At 73.1% G+C, this 20,577-nt stretch carries 14 protein-coding genes; 12 read left to right on the forward strand and 2 right to left on the reverse strand.

Annotation, left to right across the window (positions count from 1 at the left end; all coding sequences use genetic code 11):
* Window positions 1-2: 2 nt before the first annotated feature.
* The 10 genes from ACZ6RC_RS21475 to ACZ6RC_RS21520 all read left to right on the forward strand — a co-directional run bounded on the left by ACZ6RC_RS21475 (window position 3) and on the right by ACZ6RC_RS21520 (window position 15,861).
* Window positions 3-227: an MbtH family protein gene (locus ACZ6RC_RS21475; protein ID WP_391140350.1), complete on the forward strand. Its 225-nt coding sequence runs from the start codon at window positions 3-5 to the stop codon at window positions 225-227.
* A complete protein-coding gene (locus ACZ6RC_RS21480) occupies window positions 224-8,668 on the forward strand; it encodes an amino acid adenylation domain-containing protein (RefSeq protein WP_469585510.1) in 8,445 nt (2,814 codons plus the stop codon). Before ACZ6RC_RS21475 ends, ACZ6RC_RS21480 begins: the two co-directional genes overlap by 4 nt.
* Window positions 8,665-10,005, forward strand: a complete 1,341-nt coding sequence (locus tag ACZ6RC_RS21485) for an MFS transporter (RefSeq protein WP_469585512.1) — start codon at window positions 8,665-8,667, stop codon at window positions 10,003-10,005. Before ACZ6RC_RS21480 ends, ACZ6RC_RS21485 begins: the two co-directional genes overlap by 4 nt.
* 7 nt (window positions 10,006-10,012) lie before the next feature.
* The gene (locus ACZ6RC_RS21490; protein ID WP_469585515.1) at window positions 10,013-10,741 is read left to right on the forward strand and encodes a YqcI/YcgG family protein; all 729 of its coding nucleotides are present in this window, start codon (window positions 10,013-10,015) and stop codon (window positions 10,739-10,741) included.
* A gap of 8 nt (window positions 10,742-10,749) precedes the next feature.
* Window positions 10,750-11,475, forward strand: coding sequence for a 4'-phosphopantetheinyl transferase family protein (locus tag ACZ6RC_RS21495; protein ID WP_391140354.1), 726 nt, complete (start codon window positions 10,750-10,752; stop codon window positions 11,473-11,475).
* Complete coding sequence (gene rsgA / locus ACZ6RC_RS21500; RefSeq protein ID WP_469585519.1) at window positions 11,472-12,698, forward strand: ribosome small subunit-dependent GTPase A; 1,227 nt, start codon at window positions 11,472-11,474, stop codon at window positions 12,696-12,698. Before ACZ6RC_RS21495 ends, rsgA begins: the two co-directional genes overlap by 4 nt.
* Window positions 12,699-12,909: 211 nt before the next feature.
* A complete protein-coding gene (locus ACZ6RC_RS21505) occupies window positions 12,910-13,089 on the forward strand; it encodes a hypothetical protein (RefSeq protein ID WP_391140356.1) in 180 nt (59 codons plus the stop codon).
* Between the two features lie 69 nt (window positions 13,090-13,158).
* A complete protein-coding gene (gene gntD / locus ACZ6RC_RS21510; RefSeq protein WP_391140357.1) occupies window positions 13,159-14,181 on the forward strand; it encodes a guanitoxin biosynthesis L-enduracididine beta-hydroxylase GntD in 1,023 nt (340 codons plus the stop codon).
* Between the two features lie 169 nt (window positions 14,182-14,350).
* A complete protein-coding gene (locus ACZ6RC_RS21515; protein WP_469585523.1) occupies window positions 14,351-15,655 on the forward strand; it encodes a cation:proton antiporter in 1,305 nt (434 codons plus the stop codon).
* Window positions 15,655-15,861 carry a hypothetical protein gene (locus ACZ6RC_RS21520; protein WP_469585526.1) on the forward strand — a complete coding sequence of 69 codons (207 nt, stop codon included), beginning with the start codon at window positions 15,655-15,657 and terminating at the stop codon, window positions 15,859-15,861. The genes ACZ6RC_RS21515 and ACZ6RC_RS21520 overlap by 1 nt, the downstream gene beginning before the upstream one ends.
* Window positions 15,862-16,033: 172 nt before the next feature.
* Here the strand turns inward: ACZ6RC_RS21520 and ACZ6RC_RS21525 are convergent, their stop codons facing one another.
* Window positions 16,034-16,411 (reverse strand): DUF6479 family protein, encoded by a 378-nt coding sequence (locus ACZ6RC_RS21525; protein ID WP_391140360.1) that lies wholly within the window; start codon window positions 16,409-16,411, stop codon window positions 16,034-16,036.
* A 143-nt stretch (window positions 16,412-16,554) separates the two neighbouring features.
* Here ACZ6RC_RS21525 and ACZ6RC_RS21530 point away from each other — a divergent pair, with 143 nt between their 5' ends.
* Both ACZ6RC_RS21530 and ACZ6RC_RS21535 read left to right on the forward strand, forming a co-directional pair.
* Window positions 16,555-17,064 carry a SigE family RNA polymerase sigma factor gene (locus ACZ6RC_RS21530; protein WP_453618405.1) on the forward strand — a complete coding sequence of 170 codons (510 nt, stop codon included), beginning with the start codon at window positions 16,555-16,557 and terminating at the stop codon, window positions 17,062-17,064.
* Window positions 17,065-17,145: 81 nt separating this feature from the next.
* Window positions 17,146-18,558 (forward strand): hypothetical protein, encoded by a 1,413-nt coding sequence (locus tag ACZ6RC_RS21535; protein WP_469585530.1) that lies wholly within the window; start codon window positions 17,146-17,148, stop codon window positions 18,556-18,558.
* 256 nt (window positions 18,559-18,814) lie between these two features.
* On the opposite strand, the gene ACZ6RC_RS21540 is transcribed toward ACZ6RC_RS21535, so the two are convergent.
* The gene (locus ACZ6RC_RS21540; RefSeq protein WP_469585533.1) at window positions 18,815-20,524 is read right to left on the reverse strand and encodes a bifunctional 3'-5' exonuclease/DNA polymerase; all 1,710 of its coding nucleotides are present in this window, start codon (window positions 20,522-20,524) and stop codon (window positions 18,815-18,817) included.
* Window positions 20,525-20,577 lie beyond the last annotated feature (53 nt).

The raw sequence follows: 20,577 nt of genomic DNA on the forward strand, positions 1-20,577 counted from the left end.
ACATGGACCAGTCAAGCAGCAACCCCTTCGAGGACGAGTCGGGCGTCTACCGCGTCCTGACCAACGAGGCCGGCGAGCACTCGCTCTGGCCCGACTTCGTGGCCGTCCCCGAGGGATGGGACACCGCCTTCGGCCCCGACGTCCGGGCCGCCTGCCTCGGTTACGTCGAGGAGCACTGGACCGCCCTCGCACCGGCGGGCTCCACCGGAAGGGACGGCCGGTCATGACCGCGCGGCTGGAGAGCGCCGTCGGGCCCGGCGCCGCCTGGACCTCCGGGCTCGTCGCCCGGTTCGAGGAGCGGGCGGCCCTGGAGCCGTCCGCGGTCGCCGTGCGCGGCGACGGGCCCGCCCTCACGTACGGGGAGCTGAACGAGCGGGCGAACCGCGTCGCGCACTGGCTGATCGACCGGGGCATCGGCCCCGAGGACACCGTCGCCGTCGCCCTGCCCTCCTCGCCGGACCTCGTCGCCGCCCTGCTCGGCACGCTCAAGGCCGGTGCGATGTACCTCCCGCTGGACCCCGGATACCCGAGCGAACGCCTCGCCTACATGACGGCCGACGCCCGCCCGCGCGCGCTGGTCACGACCCCCGAGGTCGCACCGGGCCTGGGCCCCGTCGCCCCCTCCACCGCTGTCCTCGTCCCGGCCGCCGACCTGGCCGCCCCGAAGGCCGGGGGCCCCGGCAGCACCGGCGCCCGCGGCAACCCGACGGGCCGCTTCACGGGCCCGGAGCAGGGCGCGTACACCATCTACACCTCCGGCTCGACGGGCCGGCCCAAGGGTGTGGTCGTCACCCACCGCTCGCTGGGCAACTTCCTCGCCTTCATGTCCGCGCACCACGGCGTGCACTCCGGCGACGTGGTCCTGTCCACCACCCCGATCTCCTTCGACATCGCCGGGCTCGAGCTCTACCTCCCGCTGGTCAACGGCGCCACGCTCCACCTCGTCCCGCGCGAGACCACCGTCGACGGGGCCGCCCTGCGCCGCCGCCTCGCCGAGGCCCGGCCGACCCTGGTGCAGGGCACGCCCGCCCTGTGGCAGCTGCTGCGGGAGGCCGGCTGGACACCGGTCGAGGTGCCTGCCGGGACCCGGCTGCTCTGCGGCGGCGAGGCGCTCCCCCGCGACCTGGCCGACTTCCTGTCCGCCGACGGCCACGCCGAGGTGTGGAACCTCTACGGCCCCACCGAGACGACCATCTGGTCCCTGGTCGCCCCCGTGCGCGCCGGCGAGCCGGTCACCATCGGCACCCCGATGTGGAACACCGGCGTCCATGTCCTCGACGAGCGCCTGGCACCCGTGGCGCCCGGCGAGCCCGGCGAGCTGTACCTCTCCGGGGACGGTCTGGCCCGCGGCTACCACGGCCGGCCCGCGCTCACCGCCGAACGGTTCGTGGCCTGCCCCTTCGGCGGCCCCGGCGCCCGCATGTACCGCACCGGTGACGTCGTACGCCGCCGCGCCGACGGAGCCCTGGACTTCCTCGGCCGCGTGGACGAGCAGGTCAAGATCCACGGCTACCGCATCGAGCTCGGCGAGATCGAGGAGGCGCTGCGCCGCCTGCCCGAGGTCGCCCAGGCCCGCGTCGTCGTCCGCGACGACGCCCCCGGCACCGCCCCGGAGGCCGCCGACCGCGGAAGCCGGTCCTCCGGCAACCGCCACCTCGCCGGCTATGTCGTCCCCGCCCCCGGCCACGCCGCCCCCGGTCGCACCCCCGACCCGGTCGCCCTGCGCGAAGCGCTCCGCGCCTGGCTGCCCGCGCACATGGTCCCCGCCGGCATCGCCGTCCTGGACCGCTTCCCGCTCACCCCGGCCGGCAAGGTGGACCGCAAGGCCCTGCCCGCCCTGGAGTTCGCGCACTCCACCCCGTACCGCGCACCCGCCACCGACCGTGAGCGGGCCCTCGTCGACCTCTTCCGGGAGGTGCTGCGCGTCGACCGGGTCGGCGCCGACGACAGCTTCTTCGACCTCGGCGGCAACTCGCTGCTCGCCACCCGCCTCGTCGCCCGGGTCCGCTCGGCCCTCGCCGTCGAACTCCCGCTGCGCACCGTCTTCGAGGACCGCACCCCCGCCGCGCTGGCCCTGCGCCTCGACGGCGGCGCTCCCGCCCGCCCGGCGCCCCGCGTCCGCGAGCGCGGAGCGCGCGTCCCGGTCTCGTACGCCCAGCAGCGGCTGTGGTTCCTGCACCGCCTGGAGGGGCCGAGCACCACCTACAACCTGCCCATCGCCGTCCGCCTCACCGGCGAGCCGGACCTCGAGGCGCTGCGCGCGGCCGTCGACCACCTGCTCGTACGGCACGAGAGCCTGCGGACGTACTTCGCGGAAGGCGAGCAGGGCGCCGAGCAGATCGTCGTCCCCGCCGAGGAGGCGCGGGTCGACGTCACCGTCCACGACGTCCCCGTGTCCGGCCTGCGCGCCGCCGTCGACCGGGCCGCCGGACACCTCTTCGACCTGGCCGCCGAGATCCCGGTCCGGGTCGACCTGTTCCGCACCGGACCCCAGGACCACGTCCTGCTGCTGTGCATCCACCACATCGCGAGCGACGGCTGGTCCCTCGCCCCGCTGGTGCGGGACCTCTGCGACGCCTACACCGCGCACCGCGCCCATGTGGCCCCGGACCGTCCGCCGCTCGGCGTGCAGTACGTCGACTACACCCTGTGGCAGCGCGAGCTGCTCGGCTCCGCGGACGACCCCGACTCGACGATGTCCCGGCAGCTCGCCTACTGGCGGGAACGGCTCGCGGGCGCCCCCGAACTCCTCGACCTCCCCACCGACCGGCCGCGCCCGGCGCTCGCCACCTTCCGCGGCGATGTCGTCCCCTTCGACGTGCCCGCCGAGCTCACCGAACGGCTCCAGGCGCTCGCCCGACGCGAACGCGCCAGCCTCTTCATGGTGCTCCAGGCCGCCGCCGCGACCCTGCTGACCAAGCTCGGCGCCGGCACCGACATCCCGCTCGGCTCCCCGCTCGCCGGTCGCGCCGACAGCGCGCTCGACGACCTCGTCGGCTTCTTCGTGAACACCCTCGTCCTGCGCACCGACACCTCGGGCAACCCCGCCTTCACCGAACTCCTCGCCCGCGTCGGCGCGTCGAACCTCGGCGCGTACGAGCACCAGGACCTGCCCTTCGAGTACCTCGTCGAAGTCCTCAACCCCGCCCGCACCACCAGCCACCACCCGCTGTTCCAGGTGATGCTGGTGCTGCAGAACAACATCGAGCCCGCATGGCGGCTCGACGGCCTCACCGCCGTCCACGAGACCGTGCCCACCCACACCTCCAAGTTCGACCTGACCATCGAGCTGACCGAGCGCTTCGGCCCCGACGGACGCCCCGGCGGACTGCGCGGCGAGATCGAGTACGCCACCGACCTCTTCGACCGGGAGACCGTCGAACGGTTCGCCCGGCAGCTCCTGCGCGTCCTCGACACCGTCGTCGCCGACCCCGCCCGCCGTCTGGAGAACATCGACCTCCTCGACGACGCCGAGCGCACCACCGTCCTCGACACCTGGAACGCCACCGCGCTCGACCTGCCCGACGCGACCTTCCCCGCCCTCTTCGAGGCCCAGGTCGCCCGCACCCCCGACGCGCTCGCCCTCGTCCACGAGGACACCGAGCTGAGCTACGCCGCCCTCGACCGGCAGGCCAACCAGGTCGCCCACTGGCTGATCGACCACGGAGTCGGCCGCGACGACGTCGTCGGACTCTCCCTGCGCCGCTCGCCCGAACTGCTCGGCTGCCTGCTCGGCATCCTCAAGGCCGGCGGCGTCTACCTCCCGCTCGACCCGGACTACCCTTCCGACCGGCTCGCGTTCATGGTCGAGGACACCCGCCCCAAGGCCCTCCTCACCACCGGCGACCTGCTCGCCAAACTGCCCCCGGAGGCGCGGGACGTCATCCGGCTCGACCTCGCCGACCCGGACGACCGCGCCGAGCTGGCCGCCCTGCCCGGCCACGCCCCCACCGACGCCGAGCGCCGCGCCCCGCTGCGCCCGCAGGACCTGGCGTACGTCATCTACACCTCGGGCTCGACGGGCCGGCCCAAGGGCGTCGCCGTCACCCACCGCGGCATCCCCAACCTCGCCCGCGGCTACATCGAACGGTTCCGGCTCGACGCCTACTCCCGCTTCCTGCAGTTCTCCTCGATCAACTTCGATCCGACCTTCTGCGAGATGTGCTGCACCCTCCTCGCCGGATCGGCCGTCATCCTGACCTCTCCCGAGGAGCTGCTCTCGCCCGACCGGCAGCGCGCCCTGACCGCCCGCTACCGCCCCACCCACATCACCTTCTCGCCGACGATCCTCGGCTCGATGGCCGAGGACGCCCTCACGGACGTGGAGCACCTGATGGTGGCCGGCGAGGCCTGCCCGCCGGGCCTCGCCGCGACCTGGTCGCGCGGCCGCACGATGATCAACGCGTACGGTCCGACCGAGGCGACCGTCGACGCGCTGTACTGGGAGTGCGGCAGCGCGGGCCCGGAGTTCGAGGCCGACTCCGTGCCCGTCGGCCGTCCGCTGCCCAACACCCGGGTGTACGTCCTGGACGCCTGGCTGCGGCCGGTCCCCCCGGGCGTCACCGGCGAGCTGTACCTCGCGGGCCACGGCCTGGCCCGCGGCTACCTCAACCGCCCCGGCCTGACCGCCGAACGGTTCGTCGCCTGCCCCTACGGCCGGCCCGGCTCCCGGATGTACCGCACCGGCGACCTGGCGAAGTGGCGCACCCTCCCCTCGGGGGAAGGCGTCGTGGACTTCGTCGGCCGCGCCGACGACCAGGTCAAGATCCGCGGCATGCGCATCGAACTGGGCGAGATCGAGGCCGTCCTCGACACCCACGAGCGCGTCGCCCAGTCGGCCGTCGTCGTCCGCGAGGACACCCCCGGCCACCAACAGCTCATCGGCTACGTCGTGCCCAAGGCCCCCGGCACCGCCGACCGCGCCGGTCTCGCCGACGACATCGCGCACGTCGACAAGTGGCAGGAGATCCACGAACAGGGCTACAGCGAGCAGGAGGACCTGGGCGTCGAGCAGGACTTCACCGGCTGGAACAGCAGCTACGACAACCAGCCGATCCCGCTGCCGGACATGCGCGAGTGGCAGGCCGCCACCGTCGCCCGGATCCTCGATCTGGAGCCCCGGCACGTGCTGGAGGTCGGCGTCGGCTCCGGCCTCATCCTGTGGCAGGTCGCCCCGCACGTCGACACGTACGCCGGCGTCGACTTCTCGCCCTCCCTCATCCAGACGCTCGGCGCCCGGGTGGAGGAGTCGGAGGAGCTGCGCGACCGGGTCCTCCTCCGCAGCCTCGCCGCCCACGAGATCGGCGACCTGGCCGGCCGGCGCTTCGACACCATCGTCATCAACTCCGTCGCCCAGTACTTCCCGAGCGTCGCCTATCTGCTCGACGTCCTCCGCCAGGCCATGGAGCTCCTGGAGCCGGGCGGCCGGATCTTCCTCGGCGACATCCGGCACCTGCGGCTGCTCCACCCCTTCCTCACCGCGACCGCGCTGCACGGCGGTGCCCACGCGGACGAACCGGTCGCGGCGGCCCGGGACCTGGTCGCGCACACCGAACGACTGGAGAGCGAACTCCTCCTCGACCCGGCGTTCTTCAGCCGGATCGCCGAGGAGATCACGGAGGTCGCGGGCGTCGACATCCAGCTCAAGCGCGGCCACCACCGCAACGAACTGACCGACTTCCGCTACGAGGTCGTCCTGCACAAGCGGGGCGCGGACCTCGTCTCCGTACGCGACGCGGAAGAGATGATCTGGCAGGACGGGAAGGTCCCGAGCCCCGGCGGCACCGGGCCCGGCAGCGACCGGCCGGACCACGCGGGCCTCGACGCGGTACGGGAGCGGATCGCGCGGACGCGGCCGGACGTGCTCCGGGTCACCGGCATCCCCAACCACCGGGTCGCCGCGGAGGTCGAGGCCGCCCACCTGCTCCGTACGGAACAGGCCGCCCGCGTGCGGGATCTCGGCCTCGACACCCGCGAACGCCCCGGAATCGATCCGGAAGCCGTGCACGCGCTGGCCGCGGAGCTCGGCTACACCGCCCGGCTGACCTGGACCGACGCCTCGGAAGGCGACCGCTTCGACGCCGTCCTCCTCGCTCCGGAGGCCGTCCGGCCGCTGCTGACGGACCTCTTCGTCCACAAGGCGGCCGACGGCCGGTCGCTGTACGACCACGGCAACGACCCGCGGGCCGAGGACCACGGCCGCACGCTCGCCGTGGAGGTTCGGCGCCACGCCGCCAGGACGCTCCCCGAGCACATGGTGCCGGCCGCCGTCGTCCCCCTCGACACGCTGCCGCTCACCCCGAACGGCAAGCTCGACACCCGGCGCCTCCCGGCCCCGGACTTCACCTCGCGGGCCGTCCGCCCGCCGCGCACCGCACGCGAGATCGCCCTCGCCCGGCTCTTCGCCGACGTCCTCGGCCTGGAGAGCGTCGGCGTCGACGACCAGTTCTTCGACCTCGGCGGCGACTCCATCCGCTCCATCCAACTGGTCAGCCGGGCCCGCGCCGAGGGGTTCGTGATCACGCCCCGGGACGTCTTCCAGTACCAGACCGTCGAGGCGCTCGTCGCCCGCGCCGCCGAGCAGACCGCCCCGGCGGGCACGGCCGGAGCAGGGGCGGCGGAGACGGCAGACGCTCTGCCGTACTGGCTCAAGACGCTGGAGACCCCCGACCCGGCGTACGGCGCGCCGAGCGGTGCGCGGGCCGAGACGAGCCGCGTGCTCCCCGCGGACCTCGCGGAAGCGCTGCTGACCACCCTGCCGCGGATGTTCCACGCCGACCCGGCCTCCCTCGCGCTCGCCGCGCTCGCCCCCGCGCTGATCGAGTGGCGCGGCCGACGCGTCCCGGCGGCCACGTCCGCGCTCCGGATCGACCTCGCGACCCCCGAGGTCCCGGACCCGGTTCCCGTCCGGCTCACCCCCGGCCTGGCGAACCTCGACCGGAGCCTGGCGGATCCGCGCGGGCTCGCCCGCGCCTTGAAGCGGGTCAAGGAACAGGTCCGGTCGCTCCCGGCCGGCGGACGCGGCTACGCCGATCTGCGGCAGGACCAGGCCCGGGACCAAGCCCAGGCCCAGGCCCGGGACCAGGTCCAGTTGGACGCCTTCGCGCCCTCGCAGGTCTGCTTCCGCTTCGACATGGACGCCGCACCGGCCCCGTACCCCCTCCTGCTCGACGTACGGACGCGGAACGACGGCGGGGCCGAGACCGTCTGGCGGTGGGACCCGGCGCTCTTCACGGAGGAGGACGTCGCCGCGCTCGCCGACCGGTGGACCCAGCTGCTCACCGGCCTCGCCGGGCTCACCGACCACCCCGAACTCAGCGGCCTCACCCCCTCCGACGTGACGCTCCTGTCCCTCAAGCAGTCCACCCTCACCGCCCTCGAGCGGACCTACCCCGGCCTTCAGGACGTTCTGCCGCTCGCCCCGCTCCAGCAGGGCCTGCTGCTGCACGCCGGCGCCGCCGATCCGGAGAAGGACGACGACCCCTATCAGGGACAGACCCTCTTCGACCTGGAAGGGCCCGTCGACGCCGACCGGCTGCGGCAGGCCGCGCAGGGACTCCTGGCCCGCCACGCCAACCTGCGGGCGAGCTTCGCCGTACGCGGCCTGGAGACGCCCGTGCAGGTGGTGCCCGACTCCGTCGAGGTGCCGTGGCGCTTCCACGACCTCACCGGACTCGACCCCGAGGAGCGGACCGCGGCGGCCGACCGGATCGTCGCCGAGGACGCGGCGCTCCGCTTCGACCTGGCGGCCGGCCCCATGCTCCGCTTCTCGCTGCTGCGCTTCTCCGGCACCCGCCACCAGCTCCTCGTCGCGGACCACCACATCCTCCTCGACGGCTGGTCCATGGCCGTCGTCTGGCAGGACCTGTTCGACCTGTACGCGGGCCGCGCCGCCGACCTGCCGCCGGTCGTCCCCTTCCGCGACTACCTCGCCTGGCTGGCCCGCCAGGACCGGCAGGGCGCCCTCGACGCCTGGGGGGAGTACCTCGCCGGGATCGAACAGCCGACGCGCGTCGGCCGCCCGGGCCTCGCCCCCCACGTCCTGCCGCGCACCACCAGCGCCGTCCTGCCCGCCGAGCTGACCCGGGACCTGGAGCGGGCCTGCGCCCGCCTCGGCCTCACCCTCAACACCGCGCTCCAGGCCGCCTGGGGGCTCCAGCTCGGCCGGCTCACCGGCCGCACGGACGTGGTCTTCGGCACCACCGTCTCGGAGCGGCCCGCCGAGATCGACGGCATCGAGTCGGTGGTCGGCCTCCTCATCAACACCGTTCCACTCCGCGTCCGTTCGGAGCCGGGCGAGCCGCTGAGCGCGACGCTCGGCCGCGTCCAGTCCGCCCAGCTCGACGTCTTCCCGCACCGCCATCTCGGTCTGACCGAGATCCAGCGGCTGGTCGGCGCGGGCGAACTGTTCGACTCGTACTACGTCTTCCAGAACTACCCTGACCAGGCGGACCCGTCCGCCGGTGCCGACGGGCCGCGCGTGCGCGAGCGGACCCAAGGCGCCAAGGGCGTCTCCCACTATCCGCTCGGCATCACCGTCATCCCCGGAGAGCGGCTGGAGATCCTCTTCGGCCACCACCCCGACCTGTTCGACCGGCGACGGATCGACACCATCAAGGAATCCCTCATCGACATCATCGAAGCGATCGCGGCGGAGGGTTCGGCATGAAGAACCTGCTGGCCCTGGTCCGTGAACTGCCCGTCGCCGTCAGGATCCTGCTGCTCTGCGCGATGGCGCGCTCGGTCAGCTTCTTCGGCATCCTGGCCTACCTGCCGATCTATCTGCACGACTCGCTGGACATGAACGGCGCCACCATCGGCTATGTCCTCGGCGTGTGCCTGCTCGTGGGCACGATGGTGAGCGTCTACGGCGGCTATCTCGCCGACCGGTTCGTGAAGGTCCACTTCATGATCGTCCTGGACATCGTGCTGACCGTGCTCTACGCCGCCCTGCCGATGGTCGGCTCCCCGCTCGTGGTCATCGGCATCCTGCTCGTCGCCAACACCGCCTCCTCCTCGATGAGCGTCACCGCCAACGCGCTCCTCGCCGACCTGCTGCCCTCGGAGAACCGGGCGAAGGTCTTCTCGCTGCGCTACTCCCTGCAGAACATCGGCGCCGCGGTCGGTCCCTTCCTCGGCGTGTGGACCGTGCAGGCCGGCACCGGAGGCCCGTTCCTGCTCGCCGCAGGCGTGATCTTCGCGGCCCTGCTGCCCCTGGTGATCTACCGCAGGCTGTTCACGGCGGGAAGCGCGATGCCCGCCGCGGTCTCCGCTCCCGCCTCCGCCTCTGCTGCGGATCCCGGTTCCGCTTCCGCTTCCGTCTCTGCTTCCGAGTCCTCGACCTCGTCCGCCTCCTCCGACGAGGAGTCGATGAACTTCCGCGAGGTCCTGCGGGTCATGCGGGCCGACCGCCGGCTCGGGCTCTTCACCCTGGGCGGCATCCTCAGCATCGTCGTCTACGGCCCCCTGCTGACGTACATGTCGCAGTACCTGGTCCTCGTCGAGTCCCGCGACACCGCCTACCAGCTCGTCGCCTACATCTCGGCCGCCAACGCGATCGTCGTCATCTCCACCCAGTACGTCATCGGCAGCAGGCTCAAGGAGAAGACGCTGCTGCGCTGGCTGACCTGGGGCACCGGGGCGTTCGTCCTCGGCCTGATCGGCATGGCGCTGTCGACCGAGGTCTGGATCATCGTCGCCGCGATCGTCGTCTTCACCATCGGTGAAGTGATCGTCGTGCCGGCCGAGTACATGTTCATCGACGCCATCGCCCCGAGCAATCTGCGCGGCAGCTACTTCGGCGCCCAGAACCTCGTCCACATCGGCGTCGCCATCGGCCCGATCATCTGCGGCTTCCTCCTCGTCCACGCCTCGCCGACCGCGATGTTCGCCGCGCTCATCGCCCTGGTGATCGCCGGCTGGTGGTTCTACGTCCTCGGCTGCCGGGCCGCCGTCCCGCAGTCCGCCCCCGTCGTCGGTTCCGACGCCCAGAAAGTGAACCCGTGAGGTGACCATGAGCTTCGACCGGATCGTCCAGACCACCCTGTGCCCGTTCGCCAAGCCGTCGCAGATGGGCCCGCCGCTCACCGTGACCTCCGCCGACGTGGAGACCGAACTGCGCGGCCACCGCACCGCCCTCGCCGACTTCTTCCGCACCGCGCGGACTGAGGAGCGCGACGGCATGGTCCTCACCTTCGAGGACCCCGCGCTCGGCGCCACCCTCGAGTCGCTGACCCGGCTCACCCGGCGGTTCTTCGAGGCGCTCTGCGCGATGTACCCGAGCGTCTACATCCAGGACTCCCCGCACCCCGACGAGACCTGGTACGCGATGATCGAGGGCGAGCGCTTCTTCGTCGTCTCCTTCGCCCCCTGCTATCCCGAGCACTCGCCGCGCTACAACCACGGCAGCCCGCACACGTACTTCCTGCTCCAGCCGGCCTCCACCTTCGAGCGCCACGCGACCGCGATCGACAAGCGGCGCGAACGCATCCACCGGGCGTTCACGGCGGTCGGCAGGCCGTACGACGCCCGTCTCGCCAACGTCGAGAACGACATGTTCAAGTCGGTCATGCCGATCGATCCGCCCGACCAGGCCATCGCCTGGTGGGACGCCGAGCCGGACGACCTCCCCGAGGCGGACGCCGTCCGTCGGACGCACGGCTGCCCTCGTGCGGACGGGGCGGGGCAGGTTCCGGAGGCGGGGGCGGTCTCCGGGGCCGCCGCGTTCGAGAAGGCCGGGTAGGCGGGCGGATGCTCGAGGAGCTGCTGCCCCGACCGGTCGCGACCGCGGAGGCGTTCGGCGATCCCGTGGGCCCGCCCGTCCCCTTCCCCGGGGAGGAGCACCTGCTGCCGCACGCCGTGCCCGCGCGGCGACGGGAGTTCACCACGGCGCGGGCGTGCGCCCGTCAGGCCCTGGGCCGCCTCGGCGAGCCGCGCGTGGCCATCCCGTACGACGCCTCCCGGGCCCCCGTCTGGCCCGGCGGGATCGTCGGCGGCATCACGCACTGCGCCGGCTACCGGGCCGCCGCGGTGGCGCACGTGACGGAGGTCGTGGCGCTGGGCTTCGACGCCGAACCGCACCAGGCCCTCGACCGCACCGGCGTCCTCCACATGGTGACGGACGCCGAGGAACGCGCCCACCTGGCCGACCTGGCGGCGCTGCGACCCGATGTCCACTGGGACCGCGCGCTGTTCAGCGCCAAGGAGAGCGTCTACAAAGCGTGGTCGCCGCTCACCGGCCGCTGGCTGGACTTTTTGGAGGCCACGGTCGCCTTCCAGCCGCGTACGGAGACGTTCACGGCCCGGCTGCTCGTGGACGGGCCGCTGGTCGACGGCGTCCGGCTGCGCGGCTTCGAGGGGCGCTTTCTGGTCAGGGACGGACTGCTGCTCACCGCCACGACGGTGTGCCGCTCCCGGGCCGGGGTCCGTGGTGCCGACAATGACCCCGACCTGGCCCGATCGAGGGGAACTCCGTGACCAGTGCAGCCGATTCATCACTCACCGCCTACGGGTGGGACACCGACTGGGCGGCCGCGTTCGCCCCGTACGCGGAGGCGGGCCTGGTGCCCGGCCGTGTGGTGCGCGTCGACCGGGGCCGCTGCGAGGTGGTCGTGGCGGCCACGGACAGCGGCCCGGCCCCGGCCGTCGGCACCGCCTCTGACGCTGCCGCATTCGGGTCCGCTTCCGCGTCCGACTCCGGCTCCGGTTCTGGCTCCGCTTCCGCTTCCGCTTCCGCTTCCGGTTCCGGTTCCGGACCCCGAGCCCCGCTCCGTACGTTACGAGCCGAGACCGACCCCGCCGCCGGCGTGTGTACGGGCGACTGGGTGGCCGTCGACCCGGCGCCGCCGGCCGCACCCGTCGTCGGAGCCGTGCTGCCCCGCCGTACCCGCTTCACCCGCTCGACGTCCTCCGCGCGCTCCGAGGGCCAGACCCTCGCCGCCAACATCGACCTCGCCGTCATCGCGGTCTCGCTCGCCGTCGAGCTGGACCTGGGCCGCCTGGAGCGCTTCCTCTCCCTGGCCTGGTCCAGCGGGGCCCAGCCGGTGGTCGCCCTGACCAAGACCGACCTGGTCCCCGACATCACCCATCTCGTCGCCGACGTCGAGGAGGCGGGTCCGGGCGCCTCGGTGTTCCCCGTCAGCTCGGTCAGCGGCGCCGGACTCGACGCCCTCGCCGGCGAGTTGACGGGCCGCACCTCCGCCCTCCTCGGCCAGTCGGGCGTGGGCAAGTCCACGCTCGTCAACGCCCTGTTGGGGGAGGAGGAGCAGGCCTCGGGCCCGGTCCGCGGCAGCGACGGCAAGGGCCGGCACACCACCACCGCCCGTGAACTGCTGCTCCTGCCCCGGGGCGGGGTGCTGATCGACACCCCGGGGCTGCGCGGTGTCGGCCTGTGGGAGGCGAACGACGGGCTCTCGCAGGTCTTCGCCGAGATCGAGGAGCTGGCCGTCCACTGCCGCTTCCACGACTGCGAACACCACGCGGAGCCGGACTGCGCCGTCCTCGCCGCGGTCGAGACCGGCACGCTCTCCCACCGCCGGTTCGAGAGCTACCGCAAACTGCTGCGCGAGAGCGCCTGGATCGCCTCGCGGACCGATGCCCGGCTGCGCGCCGAACTGAGCAGGGAATGGCGGCGCCGGGAGGCCGCCGGACGCGAGATGTACGAGCGCAAGCGTGGCGGGAAACACCGCAAGGCGTTCTGACGGTGGTCCCGCCACCACCCCCGCGGGACCCTCCCTGGCCACTTGCAGCCACTGCACCTTGGTGCCACCGCAACTTCTTGTGACGCCCGTTCGGACCCTGGCAAATTTATCAGCGGCAGCCGGTGAATGAGAGCCACAAAAATGGCGGGCTCATCGGCCGTCCGGGGGAGGGGAATTTCCTCCCGCCACTTCGACGGAATCGGACGAGAAAATGCGACGCAAGGCATTCGTCTACCTGATCTCCTGCGCTGCGGCCGTCACGACGACGGTCCTGGGAACCAGCACCGCGCAGGCTGCGGACCTCCACCCGGTGGCCTCCGCGACGCAGAGCGGCCCCACCACCGCCGCGACCGGTCCGAACGACGACGGCGACAGCTGGGGCTGGGACTGACCTCCCCCGGGCAGCAGGGGCCCCGCCCCGCCCGCCCCGCCATCACCCACGCCAGAGAGGGCGAATTCCGTGACCATTGACCAGGGCGTACTCCACTACGACTTGTCCGCCGACGAAGTCGCCCAGCTGGACGCGCTGATCGCCGACCTGAGGGCGGGGGACCGCGACCCGGGCGATCCGCTCTTCCACGACCAGGCGTGGGAACTCGCGGCGAGGATCCCCGCCGGCCTGCGGAGGTTCGTGGCCGATTTCCGCCGTGAGGATCCGGCCGCCGCATTCAAGATCAAAGGATTCACCGTCGACGACACGGCCGTCGGCCCCACCCCGCGGAACTGGGCGGAAGCCGCCCGATCGGTCCGTACCCGGCGCGAGGAAATCTTCCTCTCCTTGATCGGCACATGCCTCGGGGAAGTGTTCAGCTGGCCGACTCTGCAATCCGGAAGAATGATCCAGAATGTGCTGCCGATCGCCGGTGAGGAGAACGAACAGAGTGGCCACGGCAGCGACGTGCTCCTCGAATGGCACACCGAGGACGGCTTCCATCCGTATCGCTGCGATTATCTGGCCCTGTTCGGAATTCGAAACCACGACCGGGTTCCGACCACCGTGGCCTCCGTGCGCGATGTGACCCTCGGTGAGGACACCCGCAAGATCCTTTCCGAGCCGCGGTTCTACATCCTTCCCGACGACGAGCACCTGCGCCAGCTGGCCGCCCAGCAGCCGGACCACCCCGGCCTGTTGCGCATGCGCGCCATGCGCGAGACGCCGGAGCCCGTGGCCGTCCTCTTCGGTGCTCCGGACTCGCCGTACCTGCGGATCGACCCGTTCTTCATGCGGTGCGTGGACGGTGACGCCGCCGCCGAGGAAGCCCTCAAGGAGCTGGTGCGGGAGCTGGAGGCCGCGACCCGTGACGTCGTGGTCGAGGCCGGCACCCTGCTCGTCGTCGACAACTACCTCGCCGTGCACGGCCGTAAGGCCTTCACCGCACGGTACGACGGCACGGACCGCTGGCTGCAGAAGGCGATCATCACCCGTGACCTGCGCAAGTCGCGCGAGACCCGGGACACCGCCGCCGGCCGCGTCCTGATCTGACCCCGCCACCCACGAGACGGCTCCCACGCGACCGCTCGGTCACCCGACGCTGCTCCGACGAGGCTGCTCCGGCGAGGCGGTTCTGCGGAGACGGCTCCGATGAGACGGCTCGGCCGAGGCGGCACGAACCCGTACGACCCGATGTCGAGGCAAGAGGAGGTGAGGCGCGATGGCAGCGTCGACAAGTGTGCCGCTGGAGGCGATCGTCCTGGCGGACGTCGCCATCGTCCTGGTCGTGGGCGCCCTGATGGTCGCACTCGGCCGACGGCTGCACCAGCCACCGGTGGTCGCGGAGATCGCCGCCGGACTGATGCTCGGCCCGAGCCTGCTCGGGCTCCTACCAGGCGATCTGCCCGCGCTGATCTTCCCGCCCGAAGCGCGGCCCGCGCTCTCGGCGCTCGCCCAGGTGGGCCTCGCCCTCTTCATGTTCCTGGCCGGCTGGGAGCTGGATCTCGGCCGACTGCGCGGCCGGACCAGATCCGTCGGCTCCACCGCGGTCATGGCCATGGCCGTACCGTTCGTCGTCGGCGCCGGAGCGGCGGCGCTGCTGTACGGCTCGACCGCCCCCGACGGCGTCGACGCCGACATCTTCGTCCTCTACATGGCGACCGCGTTCTCCATCACCGCGTTCCCCGTCCTCGCCCGCATCATCCGGGACCGCGAACTGGGCCACACCCGCGTCGGCGCCATGGCGATGGCCTGCGCGGCCGCCGGCGACGTGGTCGCCTGGTGCGTCCTCGTCCTCGTGGTGGCCCTGGCGGGCTCCGGCGGCACCGGCGACTTCTTCGCCGTCCTCGCCCTGACCGCCCTCTACGCCGCCGTGATGGTCCTCGTCGTACGCCCCCTGCTGCACCGCGCCCTGCGTGCCGCCACCCCCGGCCGCCAGGAGACCGGCGTACGGCTCGTCCTGATCGTCGCCGGAGTGTTCCTCTCCTCCTACGCCACGTCCTGGATCGGCATCCACGCCATCTTCGGCGCCTTCGCCTTCGGCCTTGTCATGCCTCGGTCCAGCGAGCCGCGTCTGCACCAGCAGCTCGCCACCCCGCTGGAGAAGACCTCCTCCTTGCTGCTCCCGGTCTTCTTCGTCATCACCGGGCTCTCCGTCGACATCGGCGGCCTCGGCGCCTCCGGGCTCCTCGCCCTGCTGCTCGTCCTGGCGGCGGCGGTGATCGGGAAGTACGCCGGCGCGGCCATCCCGGCCCGACTGTCGGGGATGAGCTGGCGCGACGCGGGGGCGTTCGGCACGCTCATGAACACCCGGGGCCTCACCGAACTCGTGATCCTCGGAGTCGGACGGGAACTCGGCCTGATCGGCCCGGAGCTGTTCACCATGATGGTGCTCATGGCCCTGGCGACGACCGCCATGGCCGGCCCCCTGCTGCGTCTGCTCGGCGTCGGCGACGCGGCACCACCGCCGGTCGAGGCCGACCCGACGCCCCATGACAGCCGCAAGCAAACGATCGGAGTCCAGTGATGCCGCCCGCGCCCGCCGCCCGGAGCCGCCTCTTCGGCTACGAACACCGCGCCAACGGCACGGTCGTCATCACCCGCGCCTGCCGGATCGTGTCGGTCATACGCGGTGACGCCCGGGTGCTCGCCTTCCTCGACGACCTGGCGGCGGAGGACGCCCAGACGGTGCTCGCCCGCTGGGTCACCCGTACCGCCCGAGCGGCGGTCTGAGCACACGACCCAGCCGGCCGGACGCGTGATCGAGCGCCGGGCGACCCGAGTCTCCTCGGATCGCCCGGCGCTCGGCGCGTCACCGACCGGAAGGCGAAGGCGCGGGTGCGCGCCGTGCCGGGTCGACGGCCAGGGCGGCTGCTTCAGTCCGTGGCAGGGGGGCGGGTGGGTGTCAGTCGCCGTGGCCGGGGCCGCCGCTGCCGAAGCCGCCGCTCGAGATGCCGCCCCACTTGCGCTTCTCCTCCGTGGGCGGCTCCTCGGACGTCTCGCCCGAGTTCTTCAGCTGGTACGGCATGAGCCGGTGCTCCCCGTCCGTGTGGGGCATCTCGGTGGACGTGCGGTACTCCGAGGTCTCGCCCGGCAGCCCGGAGTCGGCCGGCCGGTGCGGGTGCTCCTCGGGCTTCGGGGGACGGGGCTCGCGGTCGCGGATCCGCTTGCCGAGGATGAAGGCGCCGATGAGCACGGCGACCACGATGAGGCCGCCCAGAAGCTGGCCCAAGCCCCGGTTCCAGACCCCGGCGGCCATCGTCGCCTCTGCCGAATGCATCACGAAAGCGTTCATATGCGCCGAATACCCCCGTTCGGTCCGCTCAGACATTCCAGCGCCCGAACCTTTTTCCCCGACACCTGAAACATTCCCCGGGGGCCGCCGCATCAAAGAGGTGGAGCGACGAGGACGGGGAGGGGGAGGGCATGCAGACGTCACGCGCGGACGAGTTCCTGGAATTCGCGTCCGCCCGATCGGGGCACCTCTTCCGGTCCGCGTGCCTCATGACCAGCGGCGACACCCATCTCGCCGAGGACCTGGTGCAGGAGACGCTGGGCCGGCTGTACGCGAGGTGGGGGCGGATGGGGCGGGTCGGCAACCCGGCCGGGTACGCCCAGACCGTGCTCGTCCGGACGTTCCTCGGCCACCAGCGGCGGCGCTCCGCCACCGAGCGTCCGTTCGGGGAGCTGCCCGACCGGGCGCGCGAAGGCGCGGACGATCCCGCCCTGCGGATCGCCCTGCTCGACGCGCTGGCCTCGCTGACCGCGAAGGACCGGGCGGTGGTGGTGCTGCGGTACTGGGAGGACCGCAGCATCGAGGAGACCGCCGCCGCCCTGCAGATGAGCTCGGCCGCCGTCCGCACCCGGTCGGTGCGGGCGCTGGGCAAGCTGCGCGCAAGCCTCGGCGGCAGCATCGCCGCCTTCGCCTCCCGGTGACCGCGCGCCCTCTCGACTTCTGACCTTTCGACTTCTGACCTTGCGACATTTCACCCATCGAACCGGAGACGGTGATTCGGCATGCCTCTGAACGACGACGGACACGGAGAACGCGGACCGTACGGGGACCCCGACCGGCACGGAGCCGCGGGGCGGCACGGGGGGCCCGGGCCCTCCGGGGACCCCGGGGAGCACCGCGGCGCCGGGGACCGGGTGGACGGCTTCGAGGAGCGGCTCGGTGAGGCCCTGCGCCGAACGGGTGACGGCTTCGCCGCCGACGACCGCCACGAGCTGGCCACCGGGGGCCTCACCCGCGGCCGCCGCCGGGTGACCCGCCGCCGCACGGCCGTGGTGGCCGGCAGCGTGATGGCCTTCGCCCTGGTCGGGGTCGGCGGCCTCTACGGCGGCGATCTGCTCGGAACGCCGGAGCGGACGGCCGTGGCCGGGTCGTCCACACCGACCGCGAAGGCCACCGGCCGGAGCGCCTCCGACGAGGCCACCCACCCCGCCGGGAAGCCGGGGGAGGCCCGCATCCCGGTCAAGGACATCGCCGCCGTGGTGAAGGCGAACACGCCGGCCGGCACCTGGACCTTCGACGGCCTGGACGGGACGGGCCAGTCCGTCACCGGCGTCTACGACGACGGCCGGGGCAAGGCGGGCTTCACGCTGAGCCTCAACCGCGTCGGGAAGAGCGCCGACGACGGCGCCGACCAGGTGGAGTGCCCGGACAAGGCGTACGTGCCGTACGACGCCTGCGTCAGCGAAGCGCTGCCCGGCGGCTCCCGGCTCATGGTCTTCCAGGGGTACGAGTACCCGGACAAGCGGGTGGAGACCAAGAACTGGCGGGCGGTCCTGGTCACCCGGGACGGCGCCCTGATCGACGTCTCCGAGTGGAACGCGGCCACGCAGAAGGACTCCCCGGTCAGCCGGGACACCCCGCCGTTCGACGCCGCACAGCTGAAGGCGCTGGTCACGACCTCCGCGTGGCTGCCGCTGATCGAGCAGCTTCCGGAGATCGAGGAGCCCCCGGGCGGTTCCGACGCGCCGCCCGCGCCGGTCGAACTGGACGAGGAGGCCATCCAGGCGACCCTGGCCGGCCTGCTGCCCAAGGGCCTCAAGGTGGTCGACAAGGGCGGCGACACCGGGTTCGGCCATGTCGTCGTCGACGACGGCAAGGGCAGGAGCCTCGTCCAGATCAACGTCCAGCCCGGCATGAACGACGTCGCCCACGAACTCTTCGGCAGCGGCGACGTCACCACCCTCCCCGACGGCCGCCGGGTGAAGCTGACGCAGCAGCCCGGCGAGAAGGGCGGCGCCGGCGTCGTCTGGTGGACGGCCGACACCATCACCCAGGGCGGCTTCCGGGTCGTGGTCTCCGCGTTCAACACGGGCGCGCAGCACGAGGCCACCACCCGCGCCGAGCCGGCGCTGACGATGGACCAGCTGAAGACGATCGCGCTCAGCCCGAAGTGGGAGCACCCGTCGGCCGGCTAGCCCCCGTCCGCGAACCGGAACCTGTCCGCAAGCCGGCGCCCGTCCGTGAGCCGGCACGCGTCCGCAGCCGGCGCCTGTCCGCACCACCCGGCCCCCGTCCGCACCACCCGGCGCCCGCGCGCCAGGCGGGACCCGTTGTGCCGACCCGGTGGGCCGGTCCCCGTCCAGGGGGCCGGCCCACCGGCCGCGGACCGGCCGTGCCTCCTCCGCCCGCGGGCCGCTTCCGCCCCGTGCACCCCTTCCGCCCCCTCCCGCCCTACTTCGCGTCCGAGTACCGCTCCACCGTCGCCGTCGTGAACGGAAAGCGCACCGGCGTCTCCCCGAACACGATCCGGCCCGCCTCGTCCCCCGCCGCGCGGATCGCCTCCGTGACCGCCTCCGCCTCCTCGGCCGGGCAGTGCACGATCACCTCGTCGTGCTGGAAGAAGACCAGCTCCGCCCGCATCCCCGCCGTCGCCCGGCGCAGCGACGCGAGCACCAGCAGCGCCCAGTCGGCGGCGCTGCCCTGCACCACGAAGTTACGGGTGAACCGGCCACGGGCCCGTGCGTTCCCCGAGGCGTAACCCGGCGTGAACTCGCCCTGCGCGCCCGGGGAGTCGCCTCCTTCCTGAGGGAGGCCGCCCTCCTGCGGCAGGCCCGCCTCCTCCGCGTCGCCCGCGCCGACCGCGCGCGGGCTCGTCCGGCCGAGCCAGGTCCGCACGAGCCGGCCCTCCTCACCCGCCTTCGCCGCCTCGTCGACATACGCCACCGCCCGGGGGAACCGGCGCCGCAGCGCGGCCAGGTTCTTCAGGCCGTCCCCGCTGGTCTGGCCGTAGATCGCCCCCAGCAGCGCCAGCTTGGCGTGGTTGCGGTCGCCGGAGAAGGCGCGGTCCGACAGCCGGGTGTACAGGTCGTCGGGGTGCCCGGCGACCTCCATCAGGCCCGGATCGCGGGAGATCGCCGCCAGCACCCGGGGCTCCATCTGGTCGGCGTCGGCCACGACGAGCCGCCAACCCGCGTCCGCGACGACCGCCTGCCGTATCACCTTGGGGATCTGCAGCGCCCCGCCGCCGTTGGTGGTCCAGCGCCCGCTGACCGTGCCCCCGGGGACGTACTCCGGACGGAACCGGCCGTCCCGCACCCAGTCCTGGAGCCACGACCAGCCGTGCGCGGTCCAGATCCGGTACAGCTTCTTGTAGGCGATCAGCGGCTCCACCGCCGGATGGTCCAGCTCCGCCAGCTCCCACCGCCGGGTGGACTTCACCCGGATCCCGGCCTGCGCGAAGGCCCGCACCACATCGGCGGGCAGATCGGGCCGGACACGGCGGCCGAAGGCGGCCGACACCTCGTCGGCCAGCTCGGCGAGGCGGCGGGGCTCCCCGCCGCCGGCGTACCGCTCGCCGAGCAGCCCGTGCAGCACCTCCCGGTGCACGTCCGCCCGCCACGGCAGCCCGGCCCGGTGCATCTCGGCGGCCACGAGCATGCCGGCCGACTCGGCCGCCGTCAGCAGCCGCATCCGGCCCGGATGCCCGGCCCGGTCATGGCGCCGCTGCTGCTCGGCGTACACCTCCAGCAGGCCCGCGAAGGGGACCTCGGCCGTCGGCGCCGGTTCGAAGAGGGAGTCCTGCGAGCCGGGCTCGGCGGCCCGCTGCGGCGGGTCGGGCGGCACGGGCGCGTTCCGCAGCCGTGCGAGGGCGGCCGCGGCCGAACGGGGCTCCCCGAGGCGTCCCTCGTGCCCGAGGAGGAGCTGCTCGGCGTCCTCGATGTCATAGCACCGCTCGACCCGCACCCCCGCGGCGAGCAGGCGCGGATACACCTCGGCGGTCGACCGCCACACCCAGCGGGCGACCTCGGGCCGGGAGCGCACGGCCTCGACCAGATCCGGCTCGCACCGGACCGGCCCCGCGGGCAGCCCGTCGGGGCCGAGGGGGACGAGCCGCGCCCCGCCACCCTCCGCCTCGCCGGCCAGCGCCCACCTCTCGCTCATGGGTGCGAGTCTGGCACCCGCCACTGACAGTGACCCGCGACGCGCGCGGCCAC

The organism is Streptomyces sp. NPDC048353 (assembly GCF_055587165.1).

Excerpts from the sequence above, each read along its gene's own strand:
- ACZ6RC_RS21535 (WP_469585530.1), top strand. The coding sequence starts at position 17,146 with ATGCCTCTGAACGACGACGGACACGGAGAACGCGGACCGTACGGGGAC.
- ACZ6RC_RS21495 (WP_391140354.1), top strand. The coding sequence starts at position 10,750 with ATGCTCGAGGAGCTGCTGCCCCGACCGGTCGCGACCGCGGAGGCGTTC.
- ACZ6RC_RS21480 (WP_469585510.1), top strand. The coding sequence starts at position 224 with ATGACCGCGCGGCTGGAGAGCGCCGTCGGGCCCGGCGCCGCCTGGACC.
- ACZ6RC_RS21540 (WP_469585533.1), bottom strand. The coding sequence starts at position 20,524 with ATGAGCGAGAGGTGGGCGCTGGCCGGCGAGGCGGAGGGTGGCGGGGCG.
- ACZ6RC_RS21505 (WP_391140356.1), top strand. The coding sequence starts at position 12,910 with ATGCGACGCAAGGCATTCGTCTACCTGATCTCCTGCGCTGCGGCCGTC.
- ACZ6RC_RS21530 (WP_453618405.1), top strand. The coding sequence starts at position 16,555 with ATGCAGACGTCACGCGCGGACGAGTTCCTGGAATTCGCGTCCGCCCGA.
- ACZ6RC_RS21490 (WP_469585515.1), top strand. The coding sequence starts at position 10,013 with ATGAGCTTCGACCGGATCGTCCAGACCACCCTGTGCCCGTTCGCCAAG.
- ACZ6RC_RS21520 (WP_469585526.1), top strand. The coding sequence starts at position 15,655 with ATGCCGCCCGCGCCCGCCGCCCGGAGCCGCCTCTTCGGCTACGAACAC.
- ACZ6RC_RS21515 (WP_469585523.1), top strand. The coding sequence starts at position 14,351 with ATGGCAGCGTCGACAAGTGTGCCGCTGGAGGCGATCGTCCTGGCGGAC.
- ACZ6RC_RS21485 (WP_469585512.1), top strand. The coding sequence starts at position 8,665 with ATGAAGAACCTGCTGGCCCTGGTCCGTGAACTGCCCGTCGCCGTCAGG.
- ACZ6RC_RS21475 (WP_391140350.1), top strand. The coding sequence starts at position 3 with ATGGACCAGTCAAGCAGCAACCCCTTCGAGGACGAGTCGGGCGTCTAC.